General features: G+C 61.1%; 12 protein-coding genes. 7 read left to right on the top strand and 5 right to left on the bottom strand.

Translation table 11 applies throughout. The features are described 5' to 3' along the window. Positions 1 to 16 precede the first annotated feature (16 nt). Positions 17 to 1042 carry a tryptophan--tRNA ligase gene (gene trpS / locus AKJ29_RS04260; protein ID WP_055188234.1) on the top strand — a complete coding sequence of 342 codons (1026 nt, stop codon included), beginning with the start codon at positions 17 to 19 and terminating at the stop codon, positions 1040 to 1042. A gap of 265 nt (positions 1043 to 1307) precedes the next feature. Here the strand turns inward: trpS and hisG are convergent, their stop codons facing one another. The 3 genes from hisG to hisS are packed head-to-tail and all read right to left on the bottom strand — an operon-like array spanning position 1308 to position 4577. Continuing rightward, positions 1308 to 2006, bottom strand: a complete 699-nt coding sequence (gene hisG / locus AKJ29_RS04255; RefSeq protein WP_055188232.1) for an ATP phosphoribosyltransferase — start codon at positions 2004 to 2006, stop codon at positions 1308 to 1310. Beyond that, complete coding sequence (locus AKJ29_RS04250; protein ID WP_055188230.1) at positions 2003 to 3097, bottom strand: ATP phosphoribosyltransferase regulatory subunit; 1095 nt, start codon at positions 3095 to 3097, stop codon at positions 2003 to 2005. The genes hisG and AKJ29_RS04250 overlap by 4 nt, the downstream gene beginning before the upstream one ends. Beyond that, entirely contained in the window at positions 3090 to 4577 is a 1488-nt protein-coding gene (hisS, locus tag AKJ29_RS04245; RefSeq protein ID WP_055188229.1) for a histidine--tRNA ligase, read from the bottom strand. Before hisS ends, AKJ29_RS04250 begins: the two co-directional genes overlap by 8 nt. 177 nt (positions 4578 to 4754) lie before the next feature. On the opposite strand from hisS, the gene AKJ29_RS04240 reads away from it, so the two are divergent. Further along, positions 4755 to 4964, top strand: a complete 210-nt coding sequence (locus tag AKJ29_RS04240) for a SlyX family protein (RefSeq protein ID WP_055188226.1) — start codon at positions 4755 to 4757, stop codon at positions 4962 to 4964. A gap of 164 nt (positions 4965 to 5128) precedes the next feature. Here AKJ29_RS04240 and dnaE read toward each other — a convergent pair whose 3' ends face one another. After that, a complete protein-coding gene (gene dnaE, locus AKJ29_RS04235; RefSeq protein ID WP_055188224.1) occupies positions 5129 to 8650 on the bottom strand; it encodes a DNA polymerase III subunit alpha in 3522 nt (1173 codons plus the stop codon). A 26-nt stretch (positions 8651 to 8676) separates the two neighbouring features. After that, complete coding sequence (locus AKJ29_RS04230; protein ID WP_235477262.1) at positions 8677 to 8931, bottom strand: VOC family protein; 255 nt, start codon at positions 8929 to 8931, stop codon at positions 8677 to 8679. Positions 8932 to 9110: 179 nt separating this feature from the next. On the opposite strand from AKJ29_RS04230, the gene AKJ29_RS04225 reads away from it, so the two are divergent. Genes AKJ29_RS04225 through AKJ29_RS04205 form a run of 5 tightly spaced genes read left to right on the top strand, consistent with a single transcriptional unit; the run spans position 9111 to position 16314 of the window. After that, positions 9111 to 10475, top strand: coding sequence for a xanthine dehydrogenase small subunit (locus AKJ29_RS04225; protein WP_055188220.1), 1365 nt, complete (start codon positions 9111 to 9113; stop codon positions 10473 to 10475). Continuing rightward, positions 10472 to 12745, top strand: coding sequence for a xanthine dehydrogenase molybdopterin binding subunit (gene xdhB / locus AKJ29_RS04220; RefSeq protein ID WP_055188218.1), 2274 nt, complete (start codon positions 10472 to 10474; stop codon positions 12743 to 12745). Before AKJ29_RS04225 ends, xdhB begins: the two co-directional genes overlap by 4 nt. Further along, a complete protein-coding gene (gene xdhC / locus AKJ29_RS04215) occupies positions 12742 to 13737 on the top strand; it encodes a xanthine dehydrogenase accessory protein XdhC (protein WP_074963582.1) in 996 nt (331 codons plus the stop codon). Before xdhB ends, xdhC begins: the two co-directional genes overlap by 4 nt. Continuing rightward, positions 13706 to 15235, top strand: a complete 1530-nt coding sequence (locus AKJ29_RS04210) for an ABC transporter ATP-binding protein (protein WP_055189010.1) — start codon at positions 13706 to 13708, stop codon at positions 15233 to 15235. The genes xdhC and AKJ29_RS04210 overlap by 32 nt, the downstream gene beginning before the upstream one ends. After that, the gene (locus AKJ29_RS04205; RefSeq protein ID WP_055188216.1) at positions 15232 to 16314 is read left to right on the top strand and encodes an ABC transporter permease; all 1083 of its coding nucleotides are present in this window, start codon (positions 15232 to 15234) and stop codon (positions 16312 to 16314) included. Before AKJ29_RS04210 ends, AKJ29_RS04205 begins: the two co-directional genes overlap by 4 nt.

The raw sequence follows: 16314 nt of genomic DNA, 5'->3' as shown, positions 1-16314 counted from the left end.
CAAACGGAGCACCCTCATGACCACACATACGCCGCGCGTTTTCTCGGGCATCAAACCATCGGGCGGTCTGACGCTGGGCAATTACCTTGGCGCGATCAAACGGTTCGTCGACATGCAGGGGCAGGCATATGAAACCATCTATTGCGTGGTGGATTTGCATGCGATCACCGTCTGGCAGGATCCGGCAGAACTGACCGATGCCACCCGCGAGGTGGCCGCGGGCTATCTGGCGGCGGGCATTGATCCGACCCAGTCGATCCTGTTCAACCAGTCGCAGGTTTCGGCCCATGCAGAGCTGGCCTGGCTTTTCAACTGCGTGGCGCGGGTTGGCTGGATGAACCGGATGACCCAGTTCAAGGACAAGGCGGGCAAGAATGCCGAGAAGGTCTCACTTGGCCTTTACGCCTACCCGTCGCTGATGGCGGCGGATATTCTGCTTTATCACGCCACCCATGTGCCGGTGGGTGAGGATCAGAAGCAGCATGTGGAGCTGACACGCGATATTGCGCAGAAATTCAACCATGACTTCAAGGCCGGGGAGTTCTTCCCCTCGCCCGAGCCGATCATTGATGGCCCAGCCACGCGGGTGATGAACCTGCGGGACGGATCGAAGAAAATGTCGAAATCCGGCGAAAGTGACATGGAGCGCATCAACATGACCGATGATGCGGACACGATTGCGAAGAAGTTCAAGAAGGCCAAGACCGATCCGGAGCCGCTGCCCGATACGCTGGAAGGGTTGAAGGACCGTCCAGAGGCCCGCAACCTGGTCGAGATTTATGCGAGCCTGTCGGATGCGAGCCCGGAAGCGGTGATTTCAGAGTTCACCGGGGCTGGTTGGGGCCGGTTCAAACCTGCATTGGCCGATCTGGCGGTCGAAAAGCTTGCGCCGATTTCGGCTGAAATGGCGCGGCTGATGAATGACAAGGGGGAGATCGACCGCATTCTTGGCGATGGTGCGGATAAGGCCGAGGCGATTGCCCAGCCGATCCTTGAGAAAGCCTATGACATCACCGGGTTCCTGCGCTCACGCAAACGGTAAATGGTCAGGCCGGGGGCGCGGCCCCCGGACCCCCGGGATATTTTTGGCAAGAGGAAGAGGGCGCGGGATTTCCGCGTCCTTTTCACATGTGGGGGTGGTGTCGTCTGGTGGTAATCCGTGCGCCCCGAGTGGCGCAGTCTGGGGCAAGGCGGCTTTGGCAAAGCGGTGCTCGGGAAACAGGTGGTCGTAAAAAAGGCGGCCCGGTGACTGGCCGCCTTTCCAAGATCTGTCCTCTTCGGAAGGACGTTTTGCGTGTGTCGCCCGTTTAGCCGTTGATGCCCAGCTTGCTGGTCAGGGTCTTGAGCGTGGCCCGATCCTCTTCGTCCCAGAGGGCTTTTCGCGACTTGAACAACGTGGCCTGGCTTTTGTGCACCGGACCATCGCCGAGGATCTTCAGGTGGTTGGCGCGCAGGGTTTCGCCGGTTGAGGTGATGTCGGCCACCGCTTCGGAGGTTTCGTTTTTCACCGTGCCTTCGGTTGCCCCCTGGCTGTCGACCAGTTGATAATCCGCCACGCCGTGGTCACGCAGGTGATCGCGGATCAGGCGGTGATATTTCGTGGCGATCCGCAGGCGGAAGCCGTGATTGGCGCGAAACTGCGCTGCCACCGCATCCAGATCATCCAACGTGTTCACATCCACCCAGCATTTGGGTACCGCGATGATCAGGTCCGCATGGCCAAACCCCATCGGAGCGAGCTCGGTCACCTTATCGGCCCAGCTGGGCAGTTTTTCACGCACCAGATCGGTCCCGGTCACGCCCAGATGAATGCGCCCGGCGGCCAGTTCGCGGGGGATTTCACCGGCGGACAGCAGCACCAATTCAATGCCGTCAATACCACGCACCGCGGCCGCATATTCGCGGTCTGACCCGGTGCGGGCAAGTTCGATGCCCCGGCTGCCGAACCAGTCAAAGGTCTTTTCCATCAAGCGCCCTTTTGAGGGCACTCCCAGTTTCACACTCATGATGCGGCTCCCAGCAAAAGGGACAGTTCCGGGCGGATCACGCCACCCACGGCGGGAATGTCGCGGCGTTCCCCGTTCTGATGCCCCAGCACACGGGTCAACGCATCATAGCGCCCCCCGGTGACCACCGGCTGCAGGTCGGGGCGGGCCTCGGCATAAAAGCCAAAGACGAACCCGTCGTAATATTCCATCGAGGTGCGGCCATAGCTGCCTTCGAAATCGAGGCGATCAATATCCACCCCGCGCTTTACCAACGCCTCACAGCGCAGTTCCATCCGGTCAACGGCGGGGGCGATGGCAGGCATGTCGACGGCAATGTCCCGCAGATGCTCCAATACGTTGGATGTGGTTTCACGAAGGGCCAGCAGATCATCCAGCAGCTCAACCTCTCCTGCCGAAATCGGCGCCGCCTGAGCATCTTCGCGCAAAGTATCGACACGCGCTGCGATCTCGGACTGGGTGCGCAACCCGATCTGAGGGGCGTCCACATCCATCGGATGCTCTCTGGCCAGAAGGGCCGCACGGCCTTCGGGCATTGGGGCACGGCCCGCGAAACGATCCAGAAGCGCGCGGAAACGGCGGGGACGCCAGATGTGACGTTCAAGGGCGGCCTTGCGCCGGTCGGTGGTCTTCAACCCCCGCACCGCAGCCAGCAACAACCCCAGATCCCCGGTGGCCGCACGCAGGTTCAGCGGCGCCAGCACGTCCTGCATGATCGCAAACACTTCGGCATCCGCCTCAGCGGGGGCCTCGCGGTCAAACACCTCATAGCCGACCTGGAACTGTTCGGAGGTACGGTTGGTGATGTCATCCTGAGCGCGAAACACTTCCCCCATATAGGCGTAGCGGGCCGGTTCCGCCCCCTCGGCCATATGCATCTGCACCACAGGCACGGTAAAGTCCGGGCGCATCATCACCTCGCCGCGGACCGGATCATGGGTCACATAAGCGCGCGCGCGGATGTCTTCGCCATAAAGGTCAAGCAGGATTTCGGCGGGCTGCAGGATGTCTGCTTCAATCACCTGTGCGCCCTTGCCTTCAAATAGCTCCAGCAGGCGGGCGGCTTCGGCTCTGATCAGAGCTTTATCCATTGTCGGCCTCAAGGATTTCGCGCACTTTGGCAACCATATCGGCGCGCGCGCATTCGAACTGGCTCGGGCGTTCCTTCCATTCCTCAAGCGTGGCGCTTTCGGCGATTTTGGCCCCCAGAACCAGATCCTTGATCTGGATCTTGCCCGCATCAAATTCATCACTACCTGCGATGATCGCGACTGGTGAGTTGCGCTTGTCGGCATATTTCAACTGGTTGCCGAAGTTTTTCGGATTGCCCAGATAGACCTCGGCACGGATGCCAGCCTGACGCAGCTCTCCAACCATCGCCTGATAATCCGCGAGACGGGTTTTATCCATCACGGTCACAACCACCGGCCCCTGTCCGTCATTGCTCAGGCGGCCTTTCGCCTCCAGCGCGGCAAGCAGACGATCAACGCCAATCGACACACCCACGGCAGGCACCTTTTGCCCGGTGAAACGCGCAACGAGGTCGTCGTAACGCCCGCCCCCCGCGACCGAGCCAAACTGGCGTTTGCGGCCTTTTTCGTCGAGGATTTCGAAGGTCAGTTCCGCCTCGAACACCGGGCCGGTGTAATAGCCAAGACCACGCACGACCGAGGGGTCAATCTCGATCCGGTCAGGGCCATAGCCCTGTGCGGCCAGCAGCTCTGCGATCTGTTCCAGTTCGGCAATGCCCTCGACCCCAATGGCGCTGTCGCCCACGGCCGCGCGCAGGTTTGCGAGCGTTTCCGCCGCGTCGGCGCCTTTCGAGGTCAGGAAGGCAATCACGGGTTCCGCGTTTTCCGGCTCCAGCCCGACCCCATCGATATAGGCCCCCGAAGCATCCAGACGGCCCTTGCCTAAGAGCTCACGCACGCCGCTTTCACCCACTTTGTCAAACTTGTCGATGGTGCGCAGAACGGCGTCGCGCACGGGGCCATCTTCGACCCCCATCACCTCAAGCACACCATTCATGACCTTGCGGTTGTTCACCCGCACCAGATAATCGCCGCGCGGAATGCCGACGGTTTCCAAAGTGTCAGCCAGCATCGCGCAGATCTCGGCATCGGCGGCCATGGACGAGGTGCCAACCGTATCCGCATCACATTGATAAAACTGCCGAAACCGCCCCGGCCCCGGCTTTTCATTGCGCCACACAGGCCCCATTGCATAGCGGCGATAAGGGGTGGGCAGGTCATTGCGATGCTGTGCATAGACCCGCGCAAGCGGAGCGGTCAGATCATAGCGCAGCGCCATCCAATCCCCGTTCCCCTTCTCGTCAAACTCCTGCCAGGCAAACACACCTTCATTCGGGCGGTCCACGTCCGGCAGGAATTTGCCCAGCGCCTCAACCGTTTCCACGGCGGAGCTTTCCAGAGCATCAAACCCATAGCGATGATAAACAGCCGCAATCTGATCCAGCATATGTTTGCGCCGTGTCACCTCGGTGCCGAAGTAATCACGAAACCCCTTGGGCGTCTCTGCCTTGGGGCGGGGCTGTTTCTTTTGCTTGGCCATCGCTCTGGTCCCATTGTTTGCTTACGCGGGCGGTCTAGCCGATGGGGGGCGTTGGGGCAAGGCAAGCGGCGCGGAAAGCCCCATGTTTTACGCAATCTTCACATGTAAGGGCGGCGTTTCCCACGCCACGCTGTTTTCGGGCTAGGAAGCAGGCGCAAAACCCGATATTCCGACCCCATGTCACAAGATCGCCTCACCCATCTGGAAGAAACCGTCGCCCATCTGACCAAACAGGTCGAAGAGCTGTCGGATGTCATTGCCCGTCAGGATATCGAACTGGCCCAAATGACCCATCGGGTGCAGATGCTGATGGAGCGAGAAGCCCAGCGCGAAGCGGGCGGCACGGGCGGGGTGATCCTTGGCGACGAACGCCCGCCGCATTATTAAAGCGTCCCGCCTTAATACCTGAACAGGGAATAGTGAAGCGCGGCGCAACATACGAGCGCTCCGCCCCTTCTTCCTCTTGCTAAAAATATCCCCGCCGGAGGCCGCCGAGCAAAGCGAGGCCACCGCCAAGCCTGAGCGCCCGAAAGGGCAATCAGGCGCGGCAGCTACACCTCTTCCACATCCACCACACCATCCAGTGACTTCAGCGCCCCCTTGATCTGCGGGTTCAGCGGATAGGACCGGCCAATGGTCATCTCGACCTCTCCGGGCAGGGTCGGGTCCAACAGGCACAGACTCACCTCGCCGGGGCGCACATTCCTGGCGGTCTCCGCCGCTTCGTTCAGCAGGTTGGCAACCATCGCCACCGCGCCCGGCTCATCCAGATACACTTTCAGCGCCATGCCGCCCGCATCTGCCACCACCGCTTCAATCGGCGCAACCGAGCGTGCGATCGGGTCGAACTGCCCTTCGTTAAACCGCCCTTCCAACGTCATCACCACCTGCAAGGTCTCATCAAACACCTTGCGGCAGGCTTCGAAATCATCAGCAAACAGCGCCATGCCCGACACCTGTTCCGTCGGGTCAGAGATGTTCATGCGGAAAAACGGATTGCCCCGCCCGGATTTGCGTTGCTGCAATCCGCCGACGATCACCGCCACCTTGCCCACCACCGCGCCGTTGCGTTCAGCCTTCTCGCGCAGTTCCTGAAGTGTCATCACCCCCTTGCGCTTCAAGGCAGGCAGGTAGTCATCCAGCGGGTGCCCGGACAGGTAAAAGCCAATGGCCTTGTGTTCTTCCGCCAACCGCTCATTCGGCAACCAGTCATTCACCGGCGGCATTTTCGGCTCCGGCAGGTCCTCACCTGCTTCGCCAAACAGCGACACCTGATTGGAGGCCCGCTGTTCATGCACCGCACCGGAATAGGCCACAAGCGCATCCAGCACGTCAAACACCCGGCGGCGGTTCGGGTCGATCTGGTCAAAGGCCCCCGCCCGCGCCAGCATCTCCATCGGGCGTTTGCCGACCTTTTTCAGATCCACCCGGCGGGCGAAATCATAAAGCGTGGCAAAAGGCTTATCGACTCCGTCAACCTTGCGTCCTTCGACCACCAGCTGCATCGCCTCGACCCCGACATTCTTGAGCGCGCCCAGCGCATAGACAACCGCGCCATCTTTCACACTGAAGGTCGCAACAGAGCGGTTCACGCAGGGCGGAATGATCTCGATATCCAGCCCACGGCGCACCTCTTCGGCGTAGATCGACAGCTTGTCGGTCAGGTGGATATCGCAGTTCATGACGCCGGCCATGAACTCCACCGGGTGGTTCGCCTTGAGCCATCCGGTCTGGTAACTCACCACCGCATAGGCGGCTGCGTGGGATTTGTTGAAGCCGTAATTGGCAAATTTTTCGAGAAGGTCAAAAACCTCGGACGCCTTCTTGGCGGGGACCCCGTTTTCGGCAGCCCCCTTTTCGAACTTGGGCCGCTCGGCGTCCATCGCCTCCTTGATCTTCTTACCCATGGCGCGGCGCAGCAGATCGGCACCACCAAGCGAATAGCCCGCCATCACCTGGGCAATCTGCATCACCTGTTCCTGATAAACGATAATGCCCTGAGTTTCCTCAAGAATATGGTCAATCAGCGGATGGACACTCTCGATCTCCTTCAGCCCGTTCTTGACCTCACAATAGGTCGGGATGTTCTCCATCGGGCCGGGGCGGTAAAGCGCCACCAGCGCCACGATATCCTCGATACAGGTGGGTTTCATGCGCCGGAGCGCATCCATCATGCCCGAGCTTTCCACCTGGAACACGGCTACCGTTTTGGCCGAGGCGTAGAGCTTGTAGGTTGCTTTGTCATCCAGCGGGATGGCGTTAATCTCATTCACCGCACCTTCCGGCGGATCATAAAGCTGCGTGCCATCCGGGCCGATATGAATGTCGCGCCCCTGCCCTTTGATCAGGTCCACCGCGTTTTGAATGACCGTCAGGGTCTTGAGGCCAAGAAAGTCGAACTTCACCAGCCCGGCCTGTTCGACCCATTTCATATTGAACTGGGTCGCCGGCATGTCAGAGCGGGGGTCCTGGTAAAGCGGCACCAGCGCGTCCAGCGGCCGGTCACCGATCACCACACCGGCGGCGTGGGTCGAGGCATTTCGCAAGAGCCCCTCAACCTGCTGGCCATAATCCAACAGGCGCTGCACCACTTCTTCTGACCGCGCTTCCTCGCGCAGACGCGGTTCCTGTTCAATCGCTTCCTTGATCGACACGGGCTTTACGCCCTCAACAGGGATCAATTTCGACAGGCGATCCACCTGCCCATAAGGCATCTGCAACACACGCCCCACGTCGCGCACGGCGGCCTTGGACAGAAGCGCACCGAAGGTGATGATCTGGCCCACCTTGTCGCGGCCATATTTCTCCTGCACGTATTTGATCACCTCTTCACGGCGATCCATGCAAAAGTCGATATCGAAGTCGGGCATCGACACCCGTTCGGGGTTCAAAAACCGTTCAAACAGCAGCGAGTAGCGCAGCGGATCAAGGTCGGTGATGGTCAGCGCATAAGCCACAAGACTGCCCGCGCCGGACCCCCGCCCCGGACCCACCGGAATACCCTGATCCTTGCCCCATTGAATGAAGTCCGCCACGATCAGGAAGTAGCCCGGGAACCCCATGCCCTCGATGATGCCCAGCTCAAAATCCAGCCGTTTCTGGTATTCCTCAACACTGACCGCGTGCGGGATCACCGCCAGCCGTTTTTGCAGCCCCTCATTGGCGATGCGGCGCAGTTCGGCCACCTCGTCATCGGCAAAGCGCGGCAGGATCGGCGCGCGCTTATAGGCCTTGAACGCGCAGCGGAGGGCGATTTCCACAGTGTTCTCAACAGCTTCTGGCAGATCCGCAAAAAGCGTGACCATTTCCTGCGGGCTTTTGAAATAGTGCTGCGGCGTCAGGCGGCGGCGGCCCTCGGCCTGATCCACATAGGCCCCTTCCTTGATGCAGATCAGCGCGTCATGCGCTTCGTAAAGATCGGTCTTGGGAAAGAAAACATCATTGGTGGCCACCAGCGGGATGTCCATCGCATAGGCCATTTCAACAAACCCCCGTTCGGTGGCCCGCTCCCCCGCGGTGGGCTGCCCACCTTCTCCGGGATGGCGTTGCAACTCGACATAAAGGCGATCCCCGAAGGCGCGCTGCAGGCGGCTCATCAGCGCCTCGGCCTTGTCGCGGTTGCCCATCTGCAAAAGCTGCCCCACCGGGCCCTCGGCCCCGCCGGTCAGACAGATCAGCCCTTCGCAATGCGCCTCCAGCTCATCCAGCTGCACCTGCGGCAGGTCATCATGCTTGTCCACATAGAGGCATGAATTGAGCTTCATCAGGTTCTCATACCCGCCTTCATTCTGCGCCAAAAGCACAACAGGCGCCGGGGCACGGGTTTTTTCCCCCGATGCGGGTGGCTCAAAACAGACATCTACCTGACAGCCGATGATCGGCTGGATGCCCGCCCCTGCCGCGGTTTCGGAAAACTCCAGCGCGGCGAACATATTGTTCGTATCGGTCACGGCAACGGCAGGCATGCCCATATCGGCGCAAAGTCCGGGCAGTTTCTTGACCGGAACGGCGCCTTCGAGAAGCGAGTATTGCGTATGGGTGCGAAGGTGGATGAATCGGGGCATATCACTCATCCCGCAACCCTAGCCGCCCTGCCCGGTTAGCGAAAGTCAGATTGCTTCCAGAATTTCAATCCGGTTGCCAAACGGGTCAGCGGTGTAGAAACGGCGAAACCCTCCTCGACCCCAAGGTGCAATCGCAGCGCGCCCTTTTCAAACCACACGCCGCCCCGCCCGGAAAGACTTGCGGGTTTGGGTCGCTCCGACAGCCCCAGAAGGTCGGCATAAAAGCGACCGGCTTGTCCCTCCTGCCCTTTCGGCATCGCAAGTTGGACGTGGTGTAGAGCGGTCAACATCATGAAACCCCTTGATATATGCGAAATGTATGCCACCGCATACAGTAAGCCGCAAGAATCTCTTGCCGATCAATTTTTCTGCGCTTACCTTGCTAACAGTATTTTCCCGCGCGCAATCTACGCCGCATCGAGGGCGCTCAAAACGGGACCACAACAGGGTAAGGCGGCGGGATTATTCCATGGATATCACCTTTCTTCTGAACGGAGAGAGTGTGCATGTGTCGGGCGTGAACCCGGCGCAAACCGCGCTGGACTGGTTGCGTGAAACGCGTGGGCTGACTGGCACCAAGGAAGGGTGCAACGAAGGGGATTGTGGCGCCTGCACGGTGATGCTGGCCGACGAGGAAGGCGCGCGCGCCGTGAATGCCTGCATCCTTTTCATGGGGCAACTGGACGGCAAGTCACTCACCACTGTCGAAGGGGTCGCCCGTGAACAGCAGCTTCACCCGGTGCAACAGGCGATGATCGAGGAACACGGGTCGCAATGCGGGTTCTGCACGCCGGGGATCGTGATGTCCCTGGCCACCTCTCACCTGACCGGGGATCGAAATCACGACGACGTTCTGGCGGGCAACCTGTGCCGCTGCACCGGCTATGCACCGATCATTCGCGCGGCGGAAAAAGCGTGGCAGGACCCCGTCCCCGAGGGGTTTGGCGTGCCGAATATCTGCCTGCCGGATCCCACCCATGCCCCCCAGCGCCCAGGCAGCCTGGCTGAATTGCAAGCGGCCTGCTCCGCCCGGCCCGACGCCACCCTGATTGCCGGGGCCAGCGATGTGGGCCTTTGGGCCACCAAGGGGCTTCAGGATCTGGACCCGGTGATTTTTCTGGGCGGCGTAAAGGAGTTGCACAATATCCATGTTGGTGAGGACGAGATCCGCATCGGCTCGGGTGTGACCATCGAACGCACCCGACAACTGCTGGCGGACCACCACCCGCATTTCGCCGAGATGTTGCGCCGATTTGCCTCGAAACAGGTGCGCAACGTGGCCACGCTGGGCGGAAATATCGCCAACGGATCCCCCATTGGCGACTGCCCCCCACCGCTGATTGCGGTCGGCGCGGAATTGACCCTGAACAAGGGGGGCACCCGGCGCACCCTCCCGCTGGAAGACTTCTTCATCGCCTATGGCCAACAGGACCGCGCACCGGGCGAGTTCGTCGAAGCCATCTCCCTGCCCCGCCACGCGCGGGGACTGCGTGTCTACAAGCTTTCAAAACGGTTTGATCAGGATATTTCCGCCGTATTGGGCGCGTTCAACCTGACCGTGGAAGGCGGAAAGATCACCGGCGCCCGTATTGCCTTTGGCGGCATGGCAGCCACGCCAAAACGGGCAAAAGCGGTGGAACAGGCCTTGATGGGAAAGCCCTTTTCCCGTGCCACCATCACCGCCACCCTGCCCGCTTTTGCACAGGATTTCACACCTCTGACGGACATGCGCGCCAGTGCAGAATATCGCCTGAAAACCGCCCAGAACATGCTGATCCGCTATTTCGAAGAGGAAAACGGCACCGCCGCCAATGTGCTGGAGGTGACGTCATGAGTATCGGAAAACCGCTCCCGCATGACGCGGCCCATCTGCATGTGACCGGAGCCGCGCGTTACGTGGATGACATCCCGACGCCCAGCGGCACATTGCACCTTTGTTTCGGTCTGTCGGATGTGGCCCGTGGCAAGATCACCGCGGTGGATCTTGCCGCCGTGCGCGCCGCACCCGGTGTGGTCGCGGTGCTGACCGCTGACGATCTGCTCTTTGAAAGTGATGTCTCGCCTTCGACCCATGACGAGCCCCTGCTGGCGGTGGATGAGGTATTTTACCTCGGCCAACCGATTTTTCTGGTCGTCGCCGACAGCCACCTGAACGCCCGCAAGGCGGCGCGCCTTGGGCAGATCGACATTGATCCCCTGCCCGCGATCCTGACCATTGATCAGGCGCTGGCCGCCGACAGCCGGTTCGAAGAGGGCCCGGTGATCTGGTCGCGCGGCGACACCAGCCTGGCCCTGAAACACGCCCCCCACATCCTCGAAGGTCGCTTCGAGATGGGCGGGCAGGAGCATTTCTATCTTGAAGGTCAGGCCGCCCTTGCCCTTCCCGGTGAAGATGGTGACATGCTGGTGCACAGCTCAACCCAGCATCCCAGCGAAATCCAGCACAAAGTGGCCCATGCGATTGGCCGGCCCATGCATGCGGTGCGGGTCGAAACCCGGCGTATGGGTGGCGGATTTGGCGGCAAGGAAAGCCAGGGCAATGCGCTGGCCGTGGCCTGTGCGATTGCCGCGCGTCAGACCGGCCGCCCCTGCAAGATGCGCTATGACCGCGACGATGACATGATGATCACCGGCAAGCGGCATGACTTCCGTATCGCTTATCGCGTGGGCGTGGATGAGGCGGGCAAGATCCTCGGGCTTGAGATCACGCAGATGGCGCGCTGCGGCTGGGCGCAGGACCTGTCGCTGGCCGTGGCCGACCGCGCCATGCTGCATACAGACAACGCCTATCACCTTGAAAACGTGGAAATCACCAGCCACCGCCTGAAAACGCACACCCAGTCCGCCACCGCCTTTCGTGGCTTTGGCGGGCCGCAGGGCGTGCTGGGGATTGAGCGGATCCTGGACCATGTGGCGCGCGCAAGGGGGCTCGACCCGATCGCAGTCCGGCAGGTGAATTTCTACGCCGACGGACAGACAACCCATTACGGGCAGGAGATCGAAGGCTTTCACATCCCGGCGATGACCGAGGCGCTCCTTGAACGTGCGGAATATGTGAAACGGCGCGCAGGCATCGACGCGTTCAACGCCCGAAACCCCGTTTTGAAAAAAGGGTTGGCCTTTGTGCCGGTCAAGTTCGGGATCAGCTTCACCCTGACCCACCTCAATCAGGCCGGCGCGCTTGTCCATGTCTATCAGGACGGCTCTGTTCACCTCAATCATGGCGGCACCGAAATGGGGCAAGGGTTGTTTCAGAAAGTGGCGCAGGTGGCGGCTTCGGTCTTTGCGGTAGATCTGTCCGCAATCAGGATCACCGCCACGGACACGGACAAAGTCCCCAACACCTCGGCCACGGCGGCTTCAAGCGGGTCGGACCTGAACGGGATGGCCGTGCGCGCGGCCTGCCTGACCATCCGCGACAGGATCAGCGCCCACCTCGCCACATACTGGTCGGTGGCCCCGGGGGATGTGGTGTTCACCGAGGGGCGGGTGCAGGCCGCAGGACGTGCGCCGCTATCTTTCGCCGAAGCCGCCCAGATGGCCTATCTTGCCCAGGTCAGCCTGTCCGCCACCGGGTTTTACAAAACCCCCAGAATCAGCTGGGACCGCACCGCCGGGCGCGGGCGCCCCTTTCTCTACTTTTCCCATGGGGTCGCGCTGAGCGAAGTGGTGATTGACACCCTCACCGGCGAAAACAGGATCCTGCGCGCGGACATCATCCACGACACCGGAAACAGCCTGAACCCCGCATTGGACATCGGCCAGGTCGAAGGGGCTTATGTGCAAGGCGCGGGCTGGCTGACCACCGAAGAACTGGTCTGGGACGACACCGGTCGACTGCGCACCCACGCCCCCTCGACCTACAAGATCCCCGCCAGTTCCGACCGGCCTCGCCAGTTCACCGTGGATCTCTGGCATGAACCGAACCCCGAAGACACGGTGGGCCGCTCTAAAGCCGTGGGAGAGCCCCCCTTAATGCTGGGCATTTCGGCTTGGCTGGCGCTGGCAGACGCGGTTGCGGCCTGCGGCACGGGGTTTCATGACCTGAACGCCCCCGCCACGGCCGAAGAGGTGCTGGCCGCAATCGGACGGGTGCAATCATGAGTTTCGACCTCCCCACCCTTGAACGCGCCATTTGTGATCACGGCCCGGTGGTGCGGGTGGTGGTGGCAGAGGTCAAGGGATCCGCCCCCCGCGACGCCGGGGCAGCGATGCTGGTCTGGGCGGAGGGTCAATCAGGCACCATTGGCGGTGGAGAGCTGGAATGGCGCGCGGCCCGAAAGGCCCGCCAGTTGTTAAAGGGGGGCCGCACATTTGACCGCTACCCGCTGGGTCCGGCCCTTGGGCAATGCTGCGGAGGGGCGGTGAGTCTTTTGAGCGAGCACTTCGATCTTGATAGCCTCAAGCCATTGAAGAATAATAGCGTTTACGCACGCAGCCTTCATGAAAAAGACCCGCCACTTGCAGTGCATCGCGCCCTGCAGCAGGCGCGCGACCGCGGTGTGTTGCCCACGGCCCAGATGGTGCAGGGGTGGATGATCGAACCAATTACGACCGCCCGCCAACCGCTGTGGATTTACGGAGCGGGTCACGTGGGCCGCGCTTTGATAAACACGCTCGCCCCATTGCCTGATTTTGTGATCACATGGGTGGACACAGGACCGGAGCGGTTCCCTAAACAGATCCCGGACGGGGTCACGGCACTGCCAGCCGCTGCCCCAAATGAGCTGGTTCTCTACGCTCCGCAGCACGCGCAGCATCTGGTGCTGACCTATTCGCATCAACTTGACCTCGACCTTTGTCATGCGATTCTCCTGCACGGCCATGGCGGGCTTGGGCTGATCGGATCTGCCACCAAATGGGCGCGTTTTCAGGCACGGCTGCGGGACCTTGGCCATGGAAACGGACAAATCAATCAAATAACCTGCCCGATCGGCGATCCGAGCCTCGGCAAACACCCGCAAGCCATTGCGATTGGGGTGGCGACCGCGCTAATGAAAGGCGCGGTTGATGAGACGAACCAAAACGGGTTTCATAACAGGGGGATACCGACCGATGGAGGAGATGCGCGCGCTGGACGCGCTGTTGACGCTTGAGGGGCTGAGCAAAGCCTATCCGGGCGTCAAGGCCAATGACGATGTGTCCTTTTCCATTCTGCCGGGAGAGGTCCACGCCCTTCTGGGCGAAAACGGCGCTGGAAAGTCGACCCTGGTCAAGATGATCTATGGGCTGGTGAAACCGGACAGCGGCGAGATGCGCCTGAAGGGGCAGGTTTTTGCCCCCCACACCCCGGCCGCGGCGCGCGCTTCAGGCGTGGCGATGGTGTTTCAGCATTTCTCGCTGTTTGACGCGCTGACCGTGGCGGAAAACATCGCCCTTGGCATGGACAACCCGCCCAAGCCGCGCGCATTGACCTCCCAGATCCGACAGGTGAGCGAGGCTTACGGCCTGCCGCTTGACCCCAAGCGCATTGTTGGGGAGCTTTCGGCCGGGGAACGGCAGCGCGTCGAGATTATCCGCTGTCTTCTGCAGGATCCGAAACTGTTGATCATGGACGAACCCACCTCGGTCCTGACCCCGCAAGAGGTTGAAATCCTTTTCAAAACCCTGCGCAAACTGACCGCAGAAGGCACCGCGATCCTGTATATCTCACACAAGCTCGAGGAAATTCGCGCCCTGTGTGAACATGCCACGATCCTGCGCCATGGTCAGGTGGTCGACACCTGTGATCCGCGCAGGAAATCCGCACGCGAACTGGCTGAGATGATGGTGGGGACCAGTCTGCATGTCCCGGAACGAGAGCCCTCGGAGCCGGGAAAGGTGGTGTTGGAAATGGATCAGGTCAGCCTGAAATCCCACACTGCTTTTGGCACCGACCTCAAGAACATTTCGTTGACCGTGCGGGCAGGAGAGGTTGTGGGCATTGGCGGCGTTGCAGGCAACGGGCAGGACGAATTCCTGTCGGCATTGTCCGGTGAGGCGTGGCTGTCTCATGGGGAGGTGCGCCTCAAGGGCACCTGCATTGCCAATCTGCGCCCGAATGAGCGCCGCGCCCTGGCGGTTCTGTCCGCACCGGAGGAGCGCCTTGGCCATTCCGCCGCGCCTGACATGAGCCTGACCGAAAACGCCCTGCTGACCGCAGCCGTGCGTCAACGCCTGACCAAGCGGGGGTTCCTGCGCTGGGGCAAGACCGAAACCTTCGCCCGCGACGTGATCAAGGCCTTTGACGTGCGCACCCCCGGCCCGGAAAATGCCGCCCGCTCCCTGTCCGGCGGCAATCTGCAGAAATTCGTGATTGGCCGCGAGGTGCTGCAAAAACCCGAGGTTCTGGTGGTGAACCAGCCCACCTGGGGCGTGGATGCATCCGCAGCGGCAGCCATCCGCCAGTCGCTTCTGGATCTTGCAGCGCAGGGCGCGGCTGTGATCGTGATCAGTCAGGACCTGGACGAATTGTTGGAAATCTCGGACCGGTTCACCGCCCTTTACGAAGGCAAACTGGCTGAGCCGGTGCCAACCAAAGGGCTGACCGTTGAAACCATCGGCCTGATGATGGGCGGCGGGGAAGAAAACGGTGAAGAGGAGACCGCCGCATGATCCGTTTGGAAAAACGCCCCTCGCCGTCGCGGGCCTGGGCCACATTGACACCTGTTCTGGCCGTTGTGGCGACGATGCTTGCAGGGGGGCTGATGTTCTGGATGCTGGGCAAGGACCCGCTGGAGAGCATTCGCACGATTTTCTGGGATCCGTTGTTTCACGAAACTTTCGGGCCTTATTCACGCCCCCAGCTGCTGGTGAAAGCCGCCCCGCTGATCCTGATTGCGATCGGGCTGTCGCTGGGCTTTCGCGCGGGTGTCTGGAACATTGGCGCCGAAGGGCAATACATCATCGGGGCCATCTGCGGGGCCGGAGTGGGGCTTGCCTTTTACCCCACCACCAACCCGTTGATTTTCCCGGCCATGGTCCTTGCGGGCGCGCTGGGAGGCTGGGCCTGGGCGATGATCCCCGGCTTTTTGAAAGTGCGGTTTGGCACAAATGAGATCCTGGTGTCGCTGATGCTGGTCTATGTGGCCGAGGCGCTGCTTGCGTCAGTATCACAGGGGCTGTTGCAAAACCCGGACGGAATGGGCTTTCCCGGCTCGCGCAATTTCCGCGATTTTCCAGCCGCCTATAATGCCGACCTGATCGCAAACACGGGTATGCATTGGGGGGTGGTCTTTGCCTTTATCGCAGTGATCTTTGCCTATGTGCTGTTGACCCGCCATATGCTGGGTTTTCAGGTGCGCCTGACCGGAGAAGCCCCCCGTGCCGCCCGTTTTGCCGGTGTGAACCCCACCCGGCTGGTGCTGTTCTGCCTGGGCATTTCCGGAGCACTTGCGGGGATGGCCGGGCTGTTCGAAGTATCGGGACCTGCGGGCCAGATCTCGATTGATTTCAATTCGGGCTACGGGTTCACCGCAATCATCGTGGCCTTTCTGGGCCGGCTGAACCCGATTGGCATTCTGCTGGCGGGGCTTTTGATGGCGCTGACCTATATTGGCGGAGAGCTGGCCCAACTGATGCTGGGCCTGCCGGCTGCTGCGATCCAGATGTTTCAGGGGATGTTGATGTTCTTCCTGCTGGCGATGGACATGTTGACCAATTACCGCATCCGTTTTGCGGCAAAACCCGTGTAA

This window comes from Aliiroseovarius crassostreae (assembly GCF_001307765.1).
GTDB lineage: Bacteria > Pseudomonadota > Alphaproteobacteria > Rhodobacterales > Rhodobacteraceae > Aliiroseovarius > Aliiroseovarius crassostreae.
Note: the sequence above shows the minus strand (reverse complement) of the source record. Positions and strands in the feature narration are given on the sequence as shown.

Coding starts and splice junctions, on each gene's coding strand:
- AKJ29_RS04225 (WP_055188220.1), top strand. CDS start 9,111: ATGGATATCACCTTTCTTCTGAACGGAGAGAGTGTGCATGTGTCGGGC.
- hisG (WP_055188232.1), bottom strand. CDS start 2,006: ATGAGTGTGAAACTGGGAGTGCCCTCAAAAGGGCGCTTGATGGAAAAG.
- hisS (WP_055188229.1), bottom strand. CDS start 4,577: ATGGCCAAGCAAAAGAAACAGCCCCGCCCCAAGGCAGAGACGCCCAAG.
- AKJ29_RS04240 (WP_055188226.1), top strand. CDS start 4,755: ATGTCACAAGATCGCCTCACCCATCTGGAAGAAACCGTCGCCCATCTG.
- trpS (WP_055188234.1), top strand. CDS start 17: ATGACCACACATACGCCGCGCGTTTTCTCGGGCATCAAACCATCGGGC.
- xdhC (WP_074963582.1), top strand. CDS start 12,742: ATGAGTTTCGACCTCCCCACCCTTGAACGCGCCATTTGTGATCACGGC.
- AKJ29_RS04210 (WP_055189010.1), top strand. CDS start 13,706: ATGCGCGCGCTGGACGCGCTGTTGACGCTTGAGGGGCTGAGCAAAGCC.
- dnaE (WP_055188224.1), bottom strand. CDS start 8,650: ATGAGTGATATGCCCCGATTCATCCACCTTCGCACCCATACGCAATAC.
- xdhB (WP_055188218.1), top strand. CDS start 10,472: ATGAGTATCGGAAAACCGCTCCCGCATGACGCGGCCCATCTGCATGTG.
- AKJ29_RS04230 (WP_235477262.1), bottom strand. CDS start 8,931: ATGTTGACCGCTCTACACCACGTCCAACTTGCGATGCCGAAAGGGCAG.
- AKJ29_RS04250 (WP_055188230.1), bottom strand. CDS start 3,097: ATGGATAAAGCTCTGATCAGAGCCGAAGCCGCCCGCCTGCTGGAGCTA.
- AKJ29_RS04205 (WP_055188216.1), top strand. CDS start 15,232: ATGATCCGTTTGGAAAAACGCCCCTCGCCGTCGCGGGCCTGGGCCACA.